The sequence below is a fragment of the Mycoplana azooxidifex genome (assembly GCF_014196765.1).
Classification (GTDB): Bacteria; Pseudomonadota; Alphaproteobacteria; order Rhizobiales; family Rhizobiaceae; genus Mycoplana; species Mycoplana azooxidifex.
Genome location: NZ_JACIEE010000014.1, coordinates 80,895 through 100,198 on the forward strand (window position 1 = coordinate 80,895; position 19,304 = coordinate 100,198).

General features: G+C 61.5%; 18 protein-coding genes. 11 read left to right on the forward strand and 7 right to left on the reverse strand.

From position 1 onward, the window contains the following. Positions 1–49: 49 nt before the first annotated feature. The 7 genes from GGQ64_RS25360 (at position 50) to GGQ64_RS25390 (ending at position 8,969) form a co-directional block, all read left to right on the forward strand. Positions 50–1,231 (forward strand): MFS transporter, encoded by a 1,182-nt coding sequence (locus tag GGQ64_RS25360; protein WP_183808101.1) that lies wholly within the window; start codon positions 50–52, stop codon positions 1,229–1,231. A 1,043-nt stretch (positions 1,232–2,274) separates the two neighbouring features. Next, positions 2,275–2,559: a c-type cytochrome gene (locus GGQ64_RS25365; RefSeq protein ID WP_246422932.1), complete on the forward strand. Its 285-nt coding sequence runs from the start codon at positions 2,275–2,277 to the stop codon at positions 2,557–2,559. A 12-nt stretch (positions 2,560–2,571) separates the two neighbouring features. Further along, a complete protein-coding gene (locus GGQ64_RS25370) occupies positions 2,572–3,024 on the forward strand; it encodes a (2Fe-2S)-binding protein (protein WP_171376127.1) in 453 nt (150 codons plus the stop codon). A gap of 3 nt (positions 3,025–3,027) precedes the next feature. Further along, positions 3,028–5,247 (forward strand): xanthine dehydrogenase family protein molybdopterin-binding subunit, encoded by a 2,220-nt coding sequence (locus tag GGQ64_RS25375; RefSeq protein WP_183808102.1) that lies wholly within the window; start codon positions 3,028–3,030, stop codon positions 5,245–5,247. Between the two features lie 327 nt (positions 5,248–5,574). After that, the gene (locus GGQ64_RS25380) at positions 5,575–6,042 is read left to right on the forward strand and encodes a (2Fe-2S)-binding protein (protein ID WP_183808103.1); all 468 of its coding nucleotides are present in this window, start codon (positions 5,575–5,577) and stop codon (positions 6,040–6,042) included. Further along, positions 6,039–6,734 (forward strand): type II secretion system protein, encoded by a 696-nt coding sequence (locus GGQ64_RS25385; RefSeq protein WP_183808104.1) that lies wholly within the window; start codon positions 6,039–6,041, stop codon positions 6,732–6,734. The genes GGQ64_RS25380 and GGQ64_RS25385 overlap by 4 nt, the downstream gene beginning before the upstream one ends. Before the next feature lie 33 nt (positions 6,735–6,767). Then, on the forward strand, positions 6,768–8,969 hold the full coding sequence (locus GGQ64_RS25390) for a xanthine dehydrogenase family protein molybdopterin-binding subunit (protein WP_183808105.1): 2,202 nt from the start codon (positions 6,768–6,770) through the stop codon (positions 8,967–8,969). Here GGQ64_RS25390 and GGQ64_RS25395 read toward each other — a convergent pair. Continuing rightward, positions 8,966–10,033, reverse strand: coding sequence for an AraC family transcriptional regulator (locus GGQ64_RS25395; RefSeq protein ID WP_183808106.1), 1,068 nt, complete (start codon positions 10,031–10,033; stop codon positions 8,966–8,968). The genes GGQ64_RS25390 and GGQ64_RS25395 overlap by 4 nt on opposite strands. A 171-nt stretch (positions 10,034–10,204) precedes the next feature. On the opposite strand from GGQ64_RS25395, the gene GGQ64_RS25400 reads away from it, so the two are divergent. After that, a complete protein-coding gene (locus GGQ64_RS25400) occupies positions 10,205–11,089 on the forward strand; it encodes an NmrA family NAD(P)-binding protein (protein WP_183808107.1) in 885 nt (294 codons plus the stop codon). 40 nt (positions 11,090–11,129) lie between these two features. Here the strand turns inward: GGQ64_RS25400 and GGQ64_RS25405 are convergent, their stop codons facing one another. Beyond that, positions 11,130–11,960, reverse strand: coding sequence for a helix-turn-helix transcriptional regulator (locus GGQ64_RS25405; RefSeq protein WP_183808108.1), 831 nt, complete (start codon positions 11,958–11,960; stop codon positions 11,130–11,132). A gap of 77 nt (positions 11,961–12,037) precedes the next feature. Here GGQ64_RS25405 and GGQ64_RS25410 point away from each other — a divergent pair, with 77 nt between their 5' ends. Further along, a complete protein-coding gene (locus GGQ64_RS25410) occupies positions 12,038–12,952 on the forward strand; it encodes an SDR family oxidoreductase (RefSeq protein WP_183808109.1) in 915 nt (304 codons plus the stop codon). Here GGQ64_RS25410 and GGQ64_RS25415 read toward each other — a convergent pair. Then, positions 12,919–13,875, reverse strand: a complete 957-nt coding sequence (locus GGQ64_RS25415; protein WP_183808110.1) for a quinone oxidoreductase family protein — start codon at positions 13,873–13,875, stop codon at positions 12,919–12,921. The two genes, GGQ64_RS25410 and GGQ64_RS25415, sit on opposite strands and share 34 nt — an antisense overlap. Positions 13,876–13,987: 112 nt before the next feature. Here GGQ64_RS25415 and GGQ64_RS25420 point away from each other — a divergent pair, with 112 nt between their 5' ends. Then, positions 13,988–14,938: an AraC family transcriptional regulator gene (locus tag GGQ64_RS25420; protein WP_183808111.1), complete on the forward strand. Its 951-nt coding sequence runs from the start codon at positions 13,988–13,990 to the stop codon at positions 14,936–14,938. Positions 14,939–15,020: 82 nt separating this feature from the next. Here GGQ64_RS25420 and GGQ64_RS25425 read toward each other — a convergent pair whose 3' ends face one another. The 3 genes from GGQ64_RS25425 to GGQ64_RS25435 all read right to left on the reverse strand — a co-directional run bounded on the left by GGQ64_RS25425 (position 15,021) and on the right by GGQ64_RS25435 (position 17,845). After that, entirely contained in the window at positions 15,021–16,112 is a 1,092-nt protein-coding gene (locus tag GGQ64_RS25425; RefSeq protein WP_183808112.1) for an aldo/keto reductase, read from the reverse strand. A gap of 169 nt (positions 16,113–16,281) precedes the next feature. Beyond that, entirely contained in the window at positions 16,282–16,866 is a 585-nt protein-coding gene (locus tag GGQ64_RS25430; RefSeq protein WP_183808113.1) for a dioxygenase family protein, read from the reverse strand. A gap of 25 nt (positions 16,867–16,891) precedes the next feature. Further along, entirely contained in the window at positions 16,892–17,845 is a 954-nt protein-coding gene (locus tag GGQ64_RS25435) for an MBL fold metallo-hydrolase (RefSeq protein WP_183808114.1), read from the reverse strand. Between the two features lie 205 nt (positions 17,846–18,050). On the opposite strand from GGQ64_RS25435, the gene GGQ64_RS25440 reads away from it, so the two are divergent. Then, entirely contained in the window at positions 18,051–18,959 is a 909-nt protein-coding gene (locus GGQ64_RS25440; protein WP_183808115.1) for a LysR family transcriptional regulator, read from the forward strand. A 21-nt stretch (positions 18,960–18,980) separates the two neighbouring features. Here GGQ64_RS25440 and GGQ64_RS25445 read toward each other — a convergent pair whose 3' ends face one another. Then, positions 18,981–19,304 carry a lipocalin-like domain-containing protein gene (locus GGQ64_RS25445; RefSeq protein WP_183808116.1) on the reverse strand — a complete coding sequence of 108 codons (324 nt, stop codon included), beginning with the start codon at positions 19,302–19,304 and terminating at the stop codon, positions 18,981–18,983.

The window sequence follows — 19,304 nt, forward strand, 5'->3', positions numbered from 1 at the left end:
TTCTCGAATATGGTCAAGGCAATCGTGAAATCACACAGGAGCCTTTTGAATGTCTTCCCTTACAGCGCCGAGCGCCGCCGCTTCGGTCAGCCGTGACGGCCTCTCAATCGCCATTCTCGCGGTAGCGGCCTTCGTTATCGTCACGACTGAGTACCTCATCGTGGGGCTGCTGCCCTCTCTGGCGCGAGACCTGGAGATTTCGATCTCGGCAGCGGGCCAGCTCGTCACTCTGTTCGCCTTCACAGTCATGCTGTTCGGTCCAGTCCTTACTGCACTGTTATCCCACCTCGAGCGCAAACGCCTGTTCATCGCCATTCTTCTAGTCTTTGCCGCCTCCAACGCCTTGGCCGCGGTTGCCCCAAACATTTGGGTTCTCGGTGTCGCTCGATTCATTCCTGCACTGGTGCTGCCAGTGTTTTGGGGCACGGCCAGTGAGACAGCCGGTCAGATCGTAGGGACGCAGCGAGCCGGGCGCGCGGTTTCCCAGGTGTATCTCGGCATCTCCGCTGCTTTGCTGTTCGGCATCCCGCTGGGTACGCTGGCATCGGACGCTATTGGCTGGCGTGGGACTTTCTGGATTCTGGCCGCTCTATCGCTTGCAATGGCATTGGCCCTGACGATCTTCATGCCGACTGTGGCCATGCCCCGACGACTGCGTCTGGCGGAGCAGGCCAGTATCCTCAAGGACCCATACTTTATCGGCAATGTCGCATTGTCAGTGGTAGTGTTCACCGCGATGTTCACCGCCTACACCTACCTGGCTGACATGCTGGAGCGCGTCGCCGGGGTGGCACCGGCACATGTGGGGTGGTGGCTGATGGGGTTCGGCGCTATCGGCCTGATTGGCAACTGGCTGGGCGGACGTTTGGTTGACCGCAGCCCGCTAGGCTCCACCGCTGCATTTTCCGTCTTGCTAGGAGTCGGTATGGCGGCCAGCGTGCCGTTGTCAGGTTCGCTCTCTATGTTGGGCGCCGCGCTTGCGATCTGGGGCATTGCCTATACGGCGCTGTTTCCAATCTGCCAGGTGCGGGTGATGAAGTCGGCCTCTCACGCGCAGGCGCTGGCCGGCACCTTGAACGTATCCGCCGCCAATGCCGGTACGGGACTGGGAGCGATCATCGGCGGCTTGGTGATATCTCACTGGGGACTTGGAAACATCGCCTACGTCGCCTCTGGCGTTGCAGCACTGGCAGCCGTGTCGGCGGTACTGATCTGCTGCAGACGGCAATGATAAGCCGATGTCTGCTCCGTGATCTGGCGCACCGCGTCACGCTTATCTACCACAACATGAATACCTGCCGTTGAGGTTCGTTATGCGTATCCGGCCTTCGCTCTATTTCCTCGGCATGGCAGTCGCATTCGTGCCGGCCATGATCAGCTGCACGTCTGCAGGGGTGGCTCCGGTTGCGGCCTCTCCGCTTGCCACACCGGACGTCGTGATGGTTGCCGATCCGCGGCCGCCATTCACGTACTGGGCTCCTGAAAACTCGACCATCCGGAACCATCCACGTCAGCCGGGTGTCTGGATTGCGGAGTCCCCAGACGGCTCGCGCAAATTCTACTTTGGCAACCAGTGCCGAGCGTCGGAATTTCAGCGCTTCGTCTGACAGCCACTAGATTCGCTTCCAACAAAACCAGCAGATGCGACATGGCGTCTGTCCTATTCAGCGTGCGCAAGAACTTCAGATCTGGGTCTCCTACAATCAGGAAACGCGAAGGATTGACAACATCTCGTGCGGCTAGCCGGGGCACTGGGCCGGCGTTGCGAGCCCCTTCAGCGCGATGCAACCACGGCTAGCCAGCTCCAAGCAATCCTCATGCGGCGTGGCTCACTCTTCGACCAACGCGTGGCTCGCGGAGGAGTCGGCGAAAGCGCTAACAGGACAAAGCGTCCGTCTAGGACAACGGCCTCAACTGCCAGAATAGTAATGGCGAGCACGCAGACTCGGCTTGGCGGGAGAGACTGCACAGTGCGTTAACATTGGCGAAATAGTCGCCGAGACGTCCTGCATATCGGCTGAAACGTGGTGCCAACACGGCTACAGTAGTGAGCGCATCCATCAGGATATCAAACATCAAGTTCGGACGATCGAAAAGATATTACGGATTTCCGAGCATAGATCGTTTCTACAGGCATAACTATCGTATCGCCTGACTATGGAGGCGATACAATGATTTGCACCACGATCCATTCCATAATCGCTCCTGCAGCAGGTCGGATCAAAGGACCGGCGGGCGCTCTGTTTACAATTCTTTTGCCTTTCGGGCTGTTCTTTGTTCCGGCAGCGTTGCGCCGCCTGCCACAACATCGAGCCGGGACAAACCAAAATGGGACCCTCACTCTTTGGCGTTATCGGCCGGACTGCCGGCAGCGTCGAAGGCGCGAACTATTCCCTGGCCATGCAATCTTCCGGCATCACCTGGGATCCCCAGTCACTCGAGACCTTTCTCGCCGCGCCGCGCCAAATGATCCGGGGGACACGGATGACCGTCAGCATCCCCGATGGCGCACAACGGGCTGCAATCATCAATTATCTCGAGAGCCAATCACCAGATTGAGGAGAAGCATTCATGACGACCTTCACGATCAACGGGCGAGCGGTTGATGTCGCCGCCGAACCCGATACGCCGCTCCTTTGGGTGATCCGCGAGCATCTGAAGCTCACCGGCACCAAATTCGGCTGTGGGATTGCGCAATGCGGCGCGTGCACTGTCCATATCGACGGAGAACCGACACGCTCATGCCAGACCTTCCTGGAAGACGTTGCGGGCCGAGAAGTGACCACCATTGAAGGTCTATCGCCGGACGCAAGCCATCCACTGCAGAAGGCCTGGATCTCCGAGCAGGTGCCGCAATGCGGCTACTGTCAGTCCGGCCAGATTATGCAGGCGGCAGCACTCCTCGAACACACTCCCGCCCCCACTCGCGAGCAGATCATCGCTCACATGGACGGCAACATTTGTCGTTGCGGGACCTATGTCCGCATCATCAGCGCGATCCAACGCGCAGCACAGGAGGGCTGAGCCATGACCCACATCTTGCAGCCTCAGAGCCGCGCACTGTCGCGGCGCAGCTTCCTCGTCACTGTCGGTGGCTTAGGCATCGCAGTCGCGTTCGGGAGACCGCCCGGACTTGCATACGGTGCAGACATAGCCCCCTCCGCCCAAGGTGACTTCCGTCCTAACGCCTGGGTCACGATCGCGGCGGACGGCACAGTCAGCATCATCTCGCCTGCGGTCGAGATGGGCCAAGGCATCACAACAACACTGCCGCTGCTCGTCGCCGAGGAGCTAGATGCCGATTGGAACCGTGTGCGGGTCGTGCAGGCACCCTCCGATGCCGAGACCTACGGTAATCCCGGCTTCTACGGGATACAACTCACCGGTGGTAGCGAGTCTACGCGCGGCTACAATGCACTGCTCCGGCTAACCGGCGCCCAGACCCGCTTGGTCCTTCTTGCAGGCGCGGCTGGCATGCTGAACGTGCCAGTGAAGGAACTCGAGACCGAGCCCCATAAGGTCGTGCATCCACCCTCGGGCCGCTCGCTCGACTACGGTGAGATCGCCGCTAGAGCCGTACTTCCGGATCCACTGCCGCAGGCGACTGAAGCTGATCTAAAGCCAAGCGACAGGTGGCGCTATATTGGCAGCAGAACAATCCTGCGCATAGACGTGCCCTCGAAAATCAATGGCACCGCCGTCTTCGGTATCGACGTCCAGCTTCCGAACATGCTCTTTGGAGCGGTTCTGCGGGCGCCGGTTCAGGACGAACGGCCGGAGACCATCGACGACGCCGAAGCGCGCGATGTTCCCGGCATCACCCATATCGTCGCGCTGCCCTACGGCGTCGGCATTATCGGAGAAACAGTTGAAGCTACGAAGCGTGCGAAGGATCTGCTCAAGGTGACCTGGAGCACGACATCACGGGTCAGAAATTATACAAGCCAGCGGCTGCTCGACGAGTATCGCGCCGTCGGCCGCGACCTTAGCCAGCAAGGTGTACCTGCGCACACCAATGGTGATGCTGAGGCCGCGATCGCCGGGGCCACGACGGTGATCGAGGTCGACTACATGAGCGACCATGTCGCCCACGCAACCATGGAGCCGATGAACGCCACAGCACTCGTCACCGGCGACAGGGTGGAGATCTGGGCGCCGACCCAGGGTCCGACAGGCACACAGGGGTTCGCGGCAGAGATAGTGGGCACCACGCCCGATAAGGTCAAGGTGAACACAACCCTGCTCGGCGGCGGCTTCGGGCGCAAGGCGGAGGCAGATTTCATCGTTGATGCGGTGTCGCTGGCCAAGGCCGTGGAGGGCCGGCCGGTTAAGGTCATCTGGAGCCGTGAAGATGACGTCCGGCACGACACGTTCAGGCCACTCGAGGCACAGCACGTGAAGGTCGGGCTCGATGCCGAGGGGAACATCGTCGGCTGGCGGCATCGCATCGTCGCCGACTCGATCTTTGCACGCACTTTGCCGCCCGTCTTCGCAGAGGCAGGCGGTCACGACGACGTCGTGACCGAAGGCGCAAAATTCAACTACGCCGTGCCGGCCCACCAGATCGAATACTTGCGGCAGGACAAGGGTCTCGCCATTGGATTCTGGTTCGCGGTGGGGGTCGGCTATACGCGGTTTGCGATCGAATGTGTCATCGACGAGATTGCAGCCGCCAGAGGCATCGATCCCGCCGCGCTGCGCCTAGAACTTCTCAAGGACCAGCCGCGCGCGCGCAAGGTGATCGAGACCGTTGCCCGGATGGCTGAGTGGGATCGCGCCCGGGACGGTAGGGGGCTCGGCTTGGCTTACTCCGATGCCTTCGGCTCGCATTGCGCCCAGGTCGCCGAGGTTTCGCTCAACCGCGACACTGGCCAAATCCGGGTGCACAAGGTCTGGTGCGCGATCGATGCCGGCGTGGCTATCCAGCCCCTCCATATCGAAGCCATGATGATGACCGGCATCACCAACGGTACCGGCCATGCCCTGTTCGAGCAGATCAACGTCGTCAATGGCGAGGTTCAGGAGTCGAATTTCGACACGTATCGGGTGATCCGCATGTCCGAGGCGCCTGAGATCGAGGTCGCCGTGGTGCCGACACCCGGGAGTCCTTTTGGCGGCATTGGTCAGGCTGGCCTCCCTCCCGCGGGTCCGGCAATCGCAAACGCTGTCGCGCGCCTCACCGGGGGTCTGCGGCTTCGCCATTATCCGTTCACTCCAGAGCGAGTTAAGGCAGCGCTGGAAGCCTGACCTTCTTCGGCCACCTGGTGGATTGGCCCAGCCCACATAGCCGCGCGACATCGCAGCTATGGGGGGCTCCTTTTTAATCTCTGCGCCGCCTTAGCTACAGGCCTTTATCATCTTGTCTCGGGGGCGTTCCCACCGCTTGAAAAGGCTTCCGGTGAAAGCGACTCTCCCACTTTCTCGAATTGAAGGGTGCGGCGATTCCCTCGTCCCATCAAGGCGGCCAATCATCCATTTGTAGGAATGGGCAAATTATTTAAAGGATCGCGCGTGTTCGTTTGAGCCGGGAAAGAATAGCCTCTCAGGTGAAATAGCTAATCACGAGAGTTGTTCATGTCGTATGCGATCTCCGTCAATGGCCAGGTTCACCACGTCGAAGATGACGGACAAACTCCCCTCCTCTGGGTGCTTCGCGATACATTGAAGCTGACCGGCACTAAGTATGGCTGCGGTGCTGCGCAATGCGGCGCATGCACGGTGCATGTCGATGGCCAGCCGATGCGTTCCTGCACACTCTCGCTGGAGGTCGCTTCCTCCGCGCGGATCATCACGATCGAGGCGATAGAAGGCGCCGACGTGAGAGCAATACAGGACGCCTGGGTTGCGCACGACGTCCCACAATGTGGCTTCTGTCAATCAGGGCAGGTGATGAGCGCGATCGCGTTGCTTCGCGCCACCGAGAAACCAACCGACCGCGATATCGATCTGGCCATGAGCGGCAACCTCTGTCGATGCGCGACATACAACCGTGTTCGTGCCGCAATCCACGACGCGGCGTCGAAGTTGGGTTCACCGACATGAGCTGGCATGCACCCGCCTTCGGGAACTGGCGTCGCCGACTTAAGGTTGGCGTCTTGTCTTTACTTGGGCTGATCGTGGTGGTGGTGGGTGCGGGCGGCCTTGCCTACGCGCTATACCCCCGGACCATGCCGCAGACACAGGTGCTCGCGGCCAGGCTGCAGCCTGTCGAGATCGAGCGCCTGCGTCTGGCTGCCTACTTTGATGCGATCGCCGATCCACGGGCGCGATCGATAGCGCTGTTCGAGGAAGCGGGTCGCGTGATCCAGCACCCGCGCTGCATGAACTGTCATCCGCGAACCGATCGGCCAACGCAGACAGATAGCCTGCGCCCCCACACGCCTTGGGTCACACGCGGCGTTGATGGTGGTGGCGCACCGACGCTGCGCTGCAGCACCTGCCATCAGGCCGAGAATTTCGAAGTGTCGGGTGTTCCAGGCAATATAGACTGGAAGCTCGCTCCCATCGAGATGGCCTGGCAGGGCAAGACGCTCGGCGATATCTGCAGGCAGCTTCTGGATCCGGCGCGCTCGCATATGACGCGGGAAGAACTGCTCCGCCACATGACAGAGGACGAACTGGTCGGCTGGGCATGGACCCCGGGGGCAGACCGGAGAGCTGCGCCCGGCACGCAGGCGGAATTCGGAGCGCTGATCAAGGCCTGGCTGGAAACCGATGCCGTCTGCCCACCATGAGCCGAACGCACCAACCCCGATAGGACGACGCCCATGACCGATCCATCTGAAAAGAAATCGTGCTTCCGGCTGACGCGCCGCCGGCTGATCCTGGGTGGATCGCTGATCGGCGGCGCGCTGGTCGTCGGCTACATCGCCACCAACCCGATGCAGGTCGCCGGCGCGATCCTTCAGGGAGGCGGTGACGATCCCGAGCCCAGCGCTTTCGGGCCCTTCATCCGTATTACCGATGACGGCTGGGTAACGATCGTCAACAAGCAGCAAGAACTGGGCCAGGGAATCCATGCCGGTCTCGCTGCGATCGTCGCCGAGGAGCTCGACGCGGATTGGGACAGAGTGCGCGTCGTCGATTCACGCAGCAATTTTCGCGCCTACGGCCCACAGATGACAGGAGCGTCAAACGGCATCGCATCCAATTGGGACCTGATGCGCAATGCCGGTGCTGCAGCGCGCGCCATGTTCGTCGAGGCGGCCGCCCTTCGCTGGAGCGTTCCAATCGGCGCGATCACGGTGCGCGACGGGATTGTATCCCAACCCGGCTCGAACCGCGCCGTAACCTTCGTCGAACTGCTCGCCGACGCATCTCGCCTGCAACCACAGCAGTCGCCCGTGCTGAAACGGCCAGCGGACTATCGGCTGATCGGCACCGACAAGGTGCGGCGCAAGGATAGCCTTTCGAAGAGCACGGGCGCCCAGGTCTACACGCAGGACATCCAGCGCCCGGACATGCTGGTCGCGATGGTCGCGCATAGCCCCCGCTTCGGCGGCACGCTGGCGCGGTTCGATGCATCCGACGCGCGCAAGGTGAAGGGTGTCGTCGATGTCTTCGCGATCGAAACCGGCGTTGCCGTGGTCGCCGAAACGACCTTTGCCGCATGGAAGGGGCGCGATGCGCTTCGCATCGAATGGGACGACAGCGAAGCCGAAACGCGCTCCACGCACGAACTCGTCCGCTACTATCACGATATCGCGGCAGGACGCAGCGATGTGGAACCGGCCGAGTTCGATTCCAAGGGCGACGATCCTGAGGTCCCGTTCGATGGTGATGTCGCGGATTTCGCCTTCGACTTTCCCTATCTCGCGCATGCGCCCATGGAGACACTCGACTGTGTTGCCCAGGTGAATGGCTGGGACGTCTCGATCACATCGGGCGCGCATCTGGCGACGGTTGACCAGGTCTATGCTGCGTTTGCCGCCCGCACCATTCCCGGCAAGGTCGACATCGAAGTGGTGCCTGCCGGCGGGTCGTTCGGCCGCCGCGGCGTTCTGAGCTCTGACTATCTCGTCGAATGTGTGCGGATCGCCAAGCGGACCGATGGCCGCCCTGTCAAGCTGATGTGGAGCCGCGAGGACGAGATAGCATCCGGCTATTTCCGGCCGATGTCGCATCACCGTGTGTGGGTTCAATTGAGTCCGGACGGGTTTCCGACGCGCTGGCGCATCCACAGCGTCTGCCAATCGCTTCTTCCCGTTGGGCCGAACTCTCTCGCGACCGAAGGGATCACCCACTCGCCCTATTTCTCGACCGCTTCGACCGTCGATGGCAAGATCTTCACCCCAACTTTTCCGGTCGTGGTCGGCCTGTGGCGCTCAGTCGGTCATTCCTATACCGCCCTGGTAATGGAGCATATTGTCGATCAACTTGCCCGGCGCGCCGGTCTCGACCCGGCAGCGTACCGGCGTGTGTTTTACGAGAAGGCGGGGGACAAGCGACGGCTCGCAGTTCTTGACGAGCTTTGCCTGAGGGCCGGCTGGGGCGGTCCGATCGAGCCCGGCTGGGCGCGCGGGCTCGCTATCCATGAAGCCTTCGGCACGATCGTTGGCCAGGTCGCCGAGGTGCGATTGGTCGACGACCGGCCCATCGTCCACCGCGTTGTTGCTGTCGTCGATTGCGGTATCGCCGTAGCGCACGACCAGATCGCAGCGCAAATGGAGGGGAGCATCGGCTTCGGTCTGTCTGCTGCCCTGTATGGCGCCATCACGCTAAAGGACGGTATCGTTCAGGAAACCAATTTCGATCGATACCTGGTTGTGCGTATGAACGAGATGCCGGTCGTCGAAACCCACGTTATCGCCTCCACGGGCCGGCCGACCGGTATGGGGGAGCCGGGGGTAGCGCCAATTGCACCGGCGGTCGCGAACGCGATCCTGGCATTGACTGGGCAGCCAACATCACGCCTGCCGTTCCTCGATAGAAACGCGCGCAGCAATACGGACGTGTCCGTGCAATCTTAGCGGCTGGCCGGGGCAGGCCTTTGATCCGACGCACGTCGCCCGTCCGCTGCCGCCACAGCAATAATGTGCTGAACGCGACGGCTACCATTCTCGGAATCCGGGCGCCGCTCATGGGACCGCGAGCTTGCGGCAACGTAACTCGCCTCCGGCCCCGCCTTCCGAAAGCGCCCGTATTGGCGAGGCGAGCAGCCCATGACGCGTTTGAAGGCCGTGCTGAATGCACTTTCCGATTCATAGCCGAGCGAAGCGGCGACCGTCGCGACGGGATCGCTTGAATTCTCCAGCCTGTCGCAGGCAAGCAGCATCCGCCATCGCGCCACGTACTGCATCGGCGGCTCGCCGACACGCTCCTTGAACCTGAGCGCGAAAGTCGAGCGCGACATGCCGGCAATCTCACCAAGCTCTTGAAGGGTCCATTGATAAGCGGGCTCGGCATGAATTGCCTTGATCGCGGCGCCAAGCTGCTTATCCCCCAGAGAGAAGAACCAGCCGACGCGGTCGCCGCCGCCCGTATCCAGGTGCACACGTAGTGCCTGCACGAGCATCATATGGGCCAAATGCTGCGCGACAAGGGCATTGCCAGGCTGCTCTTCACGCAGTTCCTTCATCATTTGTTCGACAGACCAACGCAGGGCTGCCTGCTCCGGTTGCTCGTGAATGTGCACGATCGGCGGAAGCAGGCCCAGCAGCATATCGGCGTGATTACCCTTCACGCCGAAGCGGCTGCCCACAAGAAACAATCCCCCGCCGCCGTTAAGCGTGACGACGCCGCCCCTTCGCGCGGCCGGGAATATCTCCCCTGCCCCAACGGCGGGCCCATCGATGCTGCTGCCAAGCCGGAATGGGCAACCGGTCGGCAGCACGAAAGAATCCCCCGCCACAAGGCGCACCGGGTCGGCAATACCGTCCACGGTGAGCCAGCAGTCACCCGACACGACCGCATAACATTTGATGAGCTTGTGCTGGTCGCCGAACTGGACAGCCCAGTCGCCGCCGGCGTCGAAGCCGGATGAGACGTAGGCATGTGGCTTGAGCAGAGAAAGGACGTCTGAAAGTGGATCCATGGGCCGTCTCGGACGATTGCAAAGATAATGAGGCTTATGAAGCATAGACCGTCCTAAGGCAACGGCATAATTTCGAGGCCGAACATAAATGCTAGCGACGGCACATTTGCTTGGTCAGCCCGGTGCGGGACGCGCCGGCCGAACTTGCACCTTCAAACACTGGAGTAAAACATGATTGTTATAACTGCCCCCACTGGCGATATTGGCCGTCAAGTCGTTCAACATCTTCTCATGTCGAGCGCGCCAATCCGAGTGATTGTGCGCGATCCATCACACTTGGCCGAAGATGTGCGAAATAGCGTCGAGGTCCTCAAAGGCTCTCACGGGGATCCTGGCGTCGTCAATCAAGCGTTCAGCGGCGCCGACGCGGTATTCTGGCTCGTGCCTCCCGACCCGAAGGCCGTTTCGGTCAAGGCGGCCTACGTCGATTTCACCCGTCCCGCGGCAGCGATTCTGAAGGAGCAAGATATCAAGCGCGTGGTTTCGATCACGGCGCTCGGGCGCGGTTCACCCGTCGCCGACAAGGCGGGCTTTGTCACCGGCTCGCTGGCGATGGACGACTTGATCGCCAGTACGGGGGTCCCATTCCGTGCCCTGGCCATGCCATCCTTCATGGACAATATCGTCCGCCAGGCAATTGCGATCAGAAATCAGGGTAAGTTCTTCCTGCCGATCGCCGGCGATCTCAAGCTTCCCAGCGTTGCGACACGCGACATCGCAACGGTCGCGGCCCGCTGGCTGCTTGATGACAGTTGGACGGGCCAGAGCGAGGTGCCGGTCCTCGGGCCTGAGGACATTTCGTTCAACGACATGGCCGGGATCATATCCGATGTGCTCGGCAAGGTGGTGACCTACCAGCAGATCAGCTTCGAGGCCTATAAGGCTCGCTTCGTGCAGTTCGGCATGTCAGAGGCCATGGCACAGGGCATGACGGACATGGCCCGGGCGAAGGGTCAGGGTCTCGACCTGGCAGTGTCGAGGACGCCGGAAAACTCAACGCCGACAACCTTTCGCCAGTGGTGCGAGGACACGCTCAAGGTCGCCGTACTCGGCTGAGCCGGCCTTCCGATACACTCCAGCCGCAAGCAACTCGACCTCAGCCGCAGAGCTTGCCCATCTTTTCCAGATCGGCTTCGCCTGCCGGATTATAGATCATCAACTTGAGGTCCGGTCGGCCATCGATCGCAAAAGACGAGAACTCGAAGGTTATCTCGCCAACAATCGCGTGGCGGATCGTCTTCGCCCCTTCGCCGGTCGTCTGCACGTCATTTTCTGTCCACATGCGCGCGAAATCGCTGCTCTTCTCAGATATCTCGGCCACGATTTCTGCAGCACGGCTGTCCTCGCCAGCGCGAGCGGTTTCCGCCCGAAAAGTTGCGACTAGAAACCGGGCCACGGACTCCCAGTCGCTCTGCGCGGCACGCGCTGCCGGGTCGAGAAACATCCGCCGCAAGATGTTCCGCTCGCCCGGCGGTAGCACTTCGTAGTCTGTAAGAGCGAGTTTCGCCGCGCGATTCCAGCCAACGATGTCCCAAGTCGAGGTCGCGACCGTTGCGGGGATCAAAGGCATGGCGTCGAGGAACCGCTGTAGTCGCCAAGATATGCCATCACGCGCAAAGGCAGGGGCTTTCGGTGGACGGCCAATGCTGACAAGGAACAAATGTTCCCGCTCCGCTTCGGTCATCATGAGCGCGTCGGCGAGGCTATCCAGCACACGCGGCGATGGCGCGCCACCGCGCCCTTGTTCCAGCCAAGTATACCATGTCGTACTGATATGAGCCCGTAGAGCAACTTCCTCGCGCCGCAGGCCCGGCGTCCGGCGGCGACCTCCAAAACCAAGCGCTACGGGATCGAGCCGCTGTCGGCGGTCCTTCAAGAACGCACCGAGGCGATTTCCGTTATCGATGGCATCCAGCCTGTCAGTCATTATACCACTATAACGTCACGTATTTAACAGGATAACTTTGCCCGATATTCTTCTCATGAACAAGAAGGAATTTGGCCATGAAAATGTTTATTACCGGCGCAACAGGATTTGTCGGCTCTGCCGTAGTGAGGGAACTCCTCGCGCAGGGGTACCAGGTTCTGGGGCTTGCCCGTTCCGACCGCAGTGCGGATGCACTCGCAAAGATGGGCGCGGAGGTCCTCCGCGGTGATCTCGAAATGCCTGAAACGCTTCGGCAGGGTGCCCGGACGTCAGATGGGATTATTCATACAGGCTTCGTGCACGACTTCTCGCGTTTCGCCGAAGCGTGCGCGATCGACCGAACGGCGATCGAGACGCTCGGGGCAGCTATCGAGAGCACGCAAAAGCCATTTATCGTCACGGCGGGCGTCGCCTTCCTGGATGCAGCGGGGCCTCTCACCGTCGAGGCCGATCCGGCCTTCCCGCCGTCGGGCACTTATCCCCGGGCGTCTGAGGCGGCGGCCAAGGCGCTTTCCGATCGCGGCATCCCGACGAGCATCATGCGCCTGCCTCCATCCGTGCATGGCAAGGGTGATCATGGCTTTGTCCCAATGCTGATCGATATCGCACGACGGACGGGCCGATCGGCCTATATCGGAGATGGACACAACGCCTGGCCGGCGGTGCATGTGGACGATGCCGCCCGCGCCTTTCGGCTTGCTGTCGAAGGCGGCGCGAGCGCCGAGACATATCATGCCGTGGCCGAACAGGGCATTCCGTTCCGGGAGATCGCGGAAGCGATTGCCGGAGGTCTCGGTATTCCGTGCGTGTCGCTATCCGTGGAGGAAGCCCAGGAGCATTTCGGCTGGTTCTTCGGCTTCGCCTCCATTGGCCAGCCAGCCTCAAGCGATTGGACACGAGCCCGCCTCAACTGGAACCCCACAGGCCCCGGACTTTTGGCCGACATCATTGATGCAAGCTACTTTGATGCCAGCGCTGGGCAGAGCACATAGCGAACATCAGATGAGCCCGCCCAAGCTTCGCCTACGGCGGTTAGCGGCAGCGTAGTGACCGGCGCGTCGAATCCGGCCTTGTTCGTCTCCATCAGAAGCTCGCGCGCGCCGGCCAACAATTCCCGGATGGCGACGCTGCCGATGCCGCTGCCCATCAATTCGATCCCCGAACTGCGCAAAGCATCGCCACGGAGCGAAATCTCATCGCCCGCCACTGTGCCGAGTTGCACGTAGCGCACACGCGGCTCGCCGTTTCGTGCCCCCCGGTTCTTCGTTGCGGCGCCAATGACCCTTGCGGCGGGCTCGCCCCATAGGAAATCAAGCACGAGATCGACCCCGCGGTCGAATTCCGCGCGCAAGGCCTCGTCGGCGCCGCCGTCGAGAGCGATGCGCGACTCGACATCGAGCCGGTCCAGCGTCGTCTTGTTGCGACCAACTGCGATAACCCTGTGCCCGCCGAAGTGCCGCGCGATCTGCACGGCCATCCCCCCAGCAGCACCCGTCGCGCCATTGACGAGAACGGTGGCGCCCGGCTGAAGCGGCGCCCTCCGCGTCAGGGCGACCCAGGACGCCAAGCCACCGGTCGCAACCGCGGCAGCGCGCACGTCCGATATTTTATCGGGTATGGCAACGATCATTTCATCCGATACCAGCGCCAGTTCGCCCATCGAGCCGAAGGGGGCTTTGGGGAACAGGAAATATACTCGTCGGCCCTCCGGGTCGGTGCCAACACCGTCCACGCCTGGTACGAAACCCGCTTGGGCGCCGCTTGTGTAATGCCTGCCTGAAGCCAGGGCCTTGACGATTGGGCTCAAAGGCGCAGCGTGAACCCGCACGATCGTTTCTCCTTCCCCCGCGACGGGGTCCCGGAAATCGCCATAGGCTGGCGCCTTTCCGAAATCTGTGACGACTGCTGCTTTCATCTTTTTTCTCCTTATCGGCCGATGACCGGTCGGTTCGGAGATGCAAATAGCCCGGATCCGCGGTACGTTCTCTAGCTGGTGATATCATTTTTCTTCGCGATCGTACCGTTCCATGGATCCACTTTCCGAAATTCTCTCGCTCCTGAAGCCGCGCAGCTACATCACCGCCGGGTTCGACGCCGGCGGCGACTGGTCGCTGCGGCTGGACGATCTTGCCGGCCGCATCAAATGCTACGCGGTGATGCGCGGCAGTTGCTGGCTGGCGCTTGAGGACGCGGGAGAGCCGGTCCAGATCGTCACCGGCGACTGTTTCGTGCTTCCGAGCGGACGCCCGGTGCGGATTTCCAGCGACCCAGCGCTGGCGCCGACGCTCGCAAGCGAAGCCCTTGCGCCGGACCGAGACGGAGAGACTGTCATCTACAACGGCGGCGGAGACGTGCTGCTGACCGGAAGCCGGTTCGAAGTTAGCGGTCGGCATGCCGACGTGCTGCTCCGAACGCTGCCGCCCGTCGTGCACCTGAAGGCTGCCGCGGACCAGGCGACGCTCCGTTGGTCGATCGAGTTGATGATGCAGGAACTGCGGGAAGCGCAGCCGGGCGCGTCTCTCGTAGCGCAGCATCTTGCACATATAATGCTGACGCAGACGCTCCGCCTTTATCTGACGCAGCAGTCCGGCACGGAAATCGGATTATTCGCCGGCTTGGCCGACCCGAACGTCGGCTCCGCCATCGGCGCGATTCACGCCGATCCGAGCCGCGGCTGGACGCTCGAAGAACTTGCCGTGCATGTCGGCATGTCACGAACCGTCTTTGCGCGACGTTTCCGCGAGAAAACGGGAGAGACGCCGGTCGCTTATCTCACACGCTGGCGGATGATGCTGGCCGCCGAGCGGCTTGCTAGCGGAAGTGAGACGCTGGCGCATATCGCGCGCGCTGTTGGCTACGAATCAGAGAACGCATTCAACACCGCTTTTACCCGTGTCATGGGGTTGTCGCCGCGCCGCTATTCCAAAGCCGTGGATGCTCGCTCCCTAGTCGAGCAGCGACCGGTTGGGCACCCCTGAGCTCCTGCGCGACGGATACCGTCCGCGAAGATCGCATTGTAAGGAAAGCTCGCGAGAGCAACTGCTTCGCGAATTCGAAAGCTCAATGGCCTATACGAGCACGAGCTGTCGCCTGTGCCGCTCGGATCAGTCCCTGATATTGGGCGTCTTTGCCAGGATACCATGGCATCCGTCCGATATCGGCGAAGCCCGGGATCGTCTCCATATGCTGCACCATGCGCCGGCGCATCGCCTCGTCCGGCAAGGGCCCGTACATGGCCTGGACATTGTCCTCGGCATGCTCCGGATTCGAGGTGCCACACAGCACCGTTGTGACTGCCGGATGCGCCATGACCCATTTGAGGAAGAACTGCGCCCAGGTCGCCGCTTCGAATTCCCGGGCGAAGTCCGGCAGCGAGCGACCTTCCACCACCTTCATTAGGCGCGCCTTTTCGAGCGGAAGGTTGATGAGGACTCCAATCCCGCGGGCTGCCGCCGCCGGAAGCAGGCGCCGCTCGGCGCTGCGGTCGAATATTGAGTAGTTCGTCTGGATGAAATCGACACCGCCACGCTCGACGAGTTCGGCGAGCTGATCTTGCGCGCCTGCTTCATGGTGGGTCACGCCGACATGGCGAATGCGACCTTCCTTCTTCCAGGCCTGCATCAACGGGATGACGACCGGCGCGTTGACGATGCTATGGCACTGCATGAGGTCGATGGTGTCGCGCCAGATGCGCAGCCTCGACTGCTCGAAGCTTGCCACTGCATGGCTTTCATCGCCGAGATATTTGCCGGTCGACCAGATTTTGTTGGCGACGAAAATCTCGGATGCCTCCGGCGTGCCCGCAAGGAACGCGCCAACGGAGACTTCCGCCGATCCGTAGAGGGGCGACGTGTCGATGACTCGGCCACCGCCCGCGACATAGCGCCGAAAGACCTCGCCGAGATTCCTGCGATCGTCGCCCGGGCGGGTGTCAAAGGTTAGGAACGTGCCGAGACCGAGTGTGGTGAGCGTCTGCTCCGTTCTCGGAATCGTTCGCGTTCGTGCATGTGTCATGGAGGCCGTCGCTGGCCCTCCTGCTTGGGCTTGGGCTTCAGCAGAAAAGAAAGGCGTTGTAGCCGCTATGGTGGCTCCCGTGCCTAGAGCACCGATAAAGGCACGTCGGCTGAAACCAGAATCCTGCTGTTCGCTCATTCGATAGTCTCCTCTATTAAAAGCTTGCCCCATACGCGTACCTCGGCGTGCCTCTGGCTGGGCGATCGAACCTCCTGGAAAAGATGCTCGATGCGGATCGGCAGTTCTCGAAGCCGCCGCTGTCAGGAGCCGGTGACGAGTGCGATCTGGTAGGCTGAAATACCCAGGCTCAGACCACGAAGTCGAAGCGTGCGAACTGACCGTCACCCGCAGGGCTGATCGTCACGAGCAGCGTTTCATCAAATATTCGATCGCGCGCATTGCTTGGCTCGCCTGGAAAGAAGAGCTGCGTCGTGAGAAGATCTCCGCCCGGACGTTGAACCCTGAAATGGAAGTGTCGCGTGCGCCCCGGATACAGCGCCGGCACGACGGTGTTGAACCACCAGCGTCCCTGCTGGTCGGCGAACTGATGTCCCCGCAAGCGGAAGCCTTGACGATCATACTCGCCGTTTTCGTCGGCTTGCCAGATTTCAACGAGGCTACGCGGCACAGGGCGGCAGCGATCATCCAGGACGTAGCCGGCGATGGTGATGCGCTCGCCGCGCGGCGCCTCAAGATAAAGATCCCGCTTCGATGGTGAGTTCGGCTTGAAGAACGGACCGGCCTCACGGGCAAGCGTGGGTTCATCTTCGTCGGCGCAGGCGCGCGTCAGCGGCAGCGACGGCGCCTGCTGCCCGAAAGCGATCGCGCCAGTCAGCGGCACGAGCGGCATGGCAAGAAAACTCGAAAGGAGCGTGCGCCTCGATGTCGTCATTGCGGAGCCTCCATCACACACCGGATTAGAACTGCCAGTTGGCCGGCACCCAGGAATAGCCTGCGTCCGTCTTGAGCATCCGACCAAGGCCCGGGAACGGATAGTGGAAGCCGAGTACGAGGAGCCGGTCTGTCGCCGCCATGTCGAAGATGCGGCGTCGGGAGGCGAGAGCGGTATCCTTGTCGCGGTCTGGCCCGGGCAGCCATGGCCGGTCGACATTGACGATCGGATGGTAGGCGAGATCCGCCGTCAACAGCAATTGATCGTTCCCGGATTGAACGAGGAAGTTTGCCATGCCGGGGGTGTGGCCGAGCGCCGGAAGCGTGGTCAGACCGGGGACGATCTCCGTGCCGGCCTCATACAACTCGATCCCGTTCGCGACGGGCTCAACACTCCGCTTGATGGCCGCAGCGAAATTGCGGCGGAATTCCTCGGGCACTGGCATATAGGAAAGGTCCGGATCGTTGCGGACGAAGAAGTCCCAATCGGCACGAGGCGCAAAGACGGTCGCCCGCGGAAATGCCTTACCGCCGTCGGCGGTCCGAAGGTTGCCGACATGGTCCGGGTGCGTGTGCGAGACAACCACAACGTCGATGTCCTCGGGCAGCAAGCCGATGGCGGCCAGGTTCTCGAAAACGCGACCGCCTTGAGGACCCATGGTCTGCCCGGCTCCGGCTTCGAGGAGGATCCGTCTGCCATTCGTTTCGATAAGAAGCGTGTTGAGATTGAGCGTCAGTCGGTCGGTCGGCAGGAAGGCGTGCCTCAGAACCTCCTGCAGTTCTACCTCCGGCGCATCGCTGGCGTAGACCCGCGGGGGACCGCCGATCAGCCCGTCGCTCAACACGGTCGCTGTGATGTTGCCGACGCGAAAGCGGTAATGGCCGGCATTTCCAGCCTGGGCCGTGGCGGAAGCGGTTTGCGCAAAGGCCATGCCGGTCGGCAGGATCAGCCCCGTGACGGCCGATGCGGCTGTCAGCATGATCTTCCGACGATTCAGTCTGATTTCACCCATAGTTTTGATCCCATCCAAATACCTGATCGCAGGTTCCGTTTGATTTCAGCATCGGCGGTGGGGGGCGCGACTATCCGTGGCGCCGCCTTGCGACTGTTTTCTAAGGATGACACAGAGCCGGCGCGCGGATAAGCTAATCAAAATGGATCAGCTTATTAAGTAGGACTTTGCAATGCGACCACTACGCCTGGACCGCCTAGAGATATTTGAGGAGGTCGTCCGCTGCGGTGGCTTTAGAGCCGCCGCGCTTGGACGGGGCGTTTCGTCGTCGGCCATCAGTCAATCGATCAGCGTGCTCGAGGAAGCGCTGGGCATCCGACTGCTGAACCGAACGACACGGAGCGTCGCGCCGACTGAAGCGGGCGAGCAGCTTCTCCAGCGACTAGGGCCCGCCCTGCACGACATCAGAACAGCGATCGACGATCTCAATCAGCTTCGCGAGCGCCCATCCGGCACCGTGCGGATCAATGCACCGGGTCCGGCCGCCGACCACGTTCTCTGCCCTCTGGCCTTTGAATTCATGAAAATCTATCCCGACATCAACGTCGAGATCGTCAGTGATGCCGCGATCATCGATATCGTGGAGCAAGGTTTCGACGCTGGCGTGCGCTTCGGGAACCAGCTCGCTCAAGACATGATCGCCATGCCCCTGGGCCCCGCCTTGCAATATGCGATCGTGGCCTCGCCTGATTATCTTCGCAAGCGCGGTCGGCCCGAGACACCGCGCGATCTCTTACAGCACGACTGTATTCGTCGTCGTTTCCCCGGCGGAACCATGGCGACGTGGAAATTTGAGAGGGACGGCGACGAAGTGGAAATCACCCCGAAAGGTCGATTGACGCTGAGCTCAGCGCATCAAGAGCTCCAAGCCACACTTGCGGGATCGGGAATCGCCCACCTGTTCGAGGACTATGTCCGTGATGATGTCGAACAAGGCAGGCTTATCGAATTGCTCAGAGACTGGAAGCAAAAGCTGCCGAGCTGGTATCTGTATTATCCGAGCCGGCGGCATACGAGCGCGGCCGTGCGGGCTTTTCTCGACTACGTCCGCGATTACAGACGGGTTCCAATCGTCGAGTAATGCTCAACTCAGAAGATCACTTTAGTCTGCGCTACATGGGATGTCGCAGGCGGCGCTGACCGCCCTATTCTCCTCGTTTGACCCGCCTCCCCGCTCGTTCGACTTGAAGCGGGGAATGCGCGGATCGTGCAGGAACTCCGCGAAATGCATATCGCTAGTAAACACCAGTTTTCCCTGTGGCTCGGGGCCATAGGGAAGCGACGTCGTCCCATTCACCTCGACTGTCGCGGCGGTCATCTGCCAAGTCCCGATGACCTTGTTCGGGGTTTGGGCCGCCACAGGGGTGGCGATGGAAAGGACCATCGCGGCCGCGCCGGCAACAAGCATTCCTCTGCGCTTGATCAT

What these genes read in the sequence shown, in the direction of transcription:
- GGQ64_RS25370 (WP_171376127.1), top strand. Translation starts at nt 2,572, where the DNA reads ATGACGACCTTCACGATCAACGGGCGAGCGGTTGATGTCGCCGCCGAA.
- GGQ64_RS25410 (WP_183808109.1), top strand. Translation starts at nt 12,038, where the DNA reads ATGAAAATGTTTATTACCGGCGCAACAGGATTTGTCGGCTCTGCCGTA.
- GGQ64_RS25420 (WP_183808111.1), top strand. Translation starts at nt 13,988, where the DNA reads ATGGATCCACTTTCCGAAATTCTCTCGCTCCTGAAGCCGCGCAGCTAC.
- GGQ64_RS25375 (WP_183808102.1), top strand. Translation starts at nt 3,028, where the DNA reads ATGACCCACATCTTGCAGCCTCAGAGCCGCGCACTGTCGCGGCGCAGC.
- GGQ64_RS25440 (WP_183808115.1), top strand. Translation starts at nt 18,051, where the DNA reads ATGCGACCACTACGCCTGGACCGCCTAGAGATATTTGAGGAGGTCGTC.
- GGQ64_RS25360 (WP_183808101.1), top strand. Translation starts at nt 50, where the DNA reads ATGTCTTCCCTTACAGCGCCGAGCGCCGCCGCTTCGGTCAGCCGTGAC.
- GGQ64_RS25405 (WP_183808108.1), bottom strand. Translation starts at nt 11,960, where the DNA reads ATGACTGACAGGCTGGATGCCATCGATAACGGAAATCGCCTCGGTGCG.
- GGQ64_RS25415 (WP_183808110.1), bottom strand. Translation starts at nt 13,875, where the DNA reads ATGAAAGCAGCAGTCGTCACAGATTTCGGAAAGGCGCCAGCCTATGGC.
- GGQ64_RS25390 (WP_183808105.1), top strand. Translation starts at nt 6,768, where the DNA reads ATGACCGATCCATCTGAAAAGAAATCGTGCTTCCGGCTGACGCGCCGC.
- GGQ64_RS25395 (WP_183808106.1), bottom strand. Translation starts at nt 10,033, where the DNA reads ATGGATCCACTTTCAGACGTCCTTTCTCTGCTCAAGCCACATGCCTAC.
- GGQ64_RS25430 (WP_183808113.1), bottom strand. Translation starts at nt 16,866, where the DNA reads ATGACGACATCGAGGCGCACGCTCCTTTCGAGTTTTCTTGCCATGCCG.
- GGQ64_RS25380 (WP_183808103.1), top strand. Translation starts at nt 5,575, where the DNA reads ATGTCGTATGCGATCTCCGTCAATGGCCAGGTTCACCACGTCGAAGAT.
- GGQ64_RS25425 (WP_183808112.1), bottom strand. Translation starts at nt 16,112, where the DNA reads ATGAGCGAACAGCAGGATTCTGGTTTCAGCCGACGTGCCTTTATCGGT.
- GGQ64_RS25385 (WP_183808104.1), top strand. Translation starts at nt 6,039, where the DNA reads ATGAGCTGGCATGCACCCGCCTTCGGGAACTGGCGTCGCCGACTTAAG.
- GGQ64_RS25435 (WP_183808114.1), bottom strand. Translation starts at nt 17,845, where the DNA reads ATGCTGACAGCCGCATCGGCCGTCACGGGGCTGATCCTGCCGACCGGC.
- GGQ64_RS25400 (WP_183808107.1), top strand. Translation starts at nt 10,205, where the DNA reads ATGATTGTTATAACTGCCCCCACTGGCGATATTGGCCGTCAAGTCGTT.
- GGQ64_RS25445 (WP_183808116.1), bottom strand. Translation starts at nt 19,304, where the DNA reads ATGATCAAGCGCAGAGGAATGCTTGTTGCCGGCGCGGCCGCGATGGTC.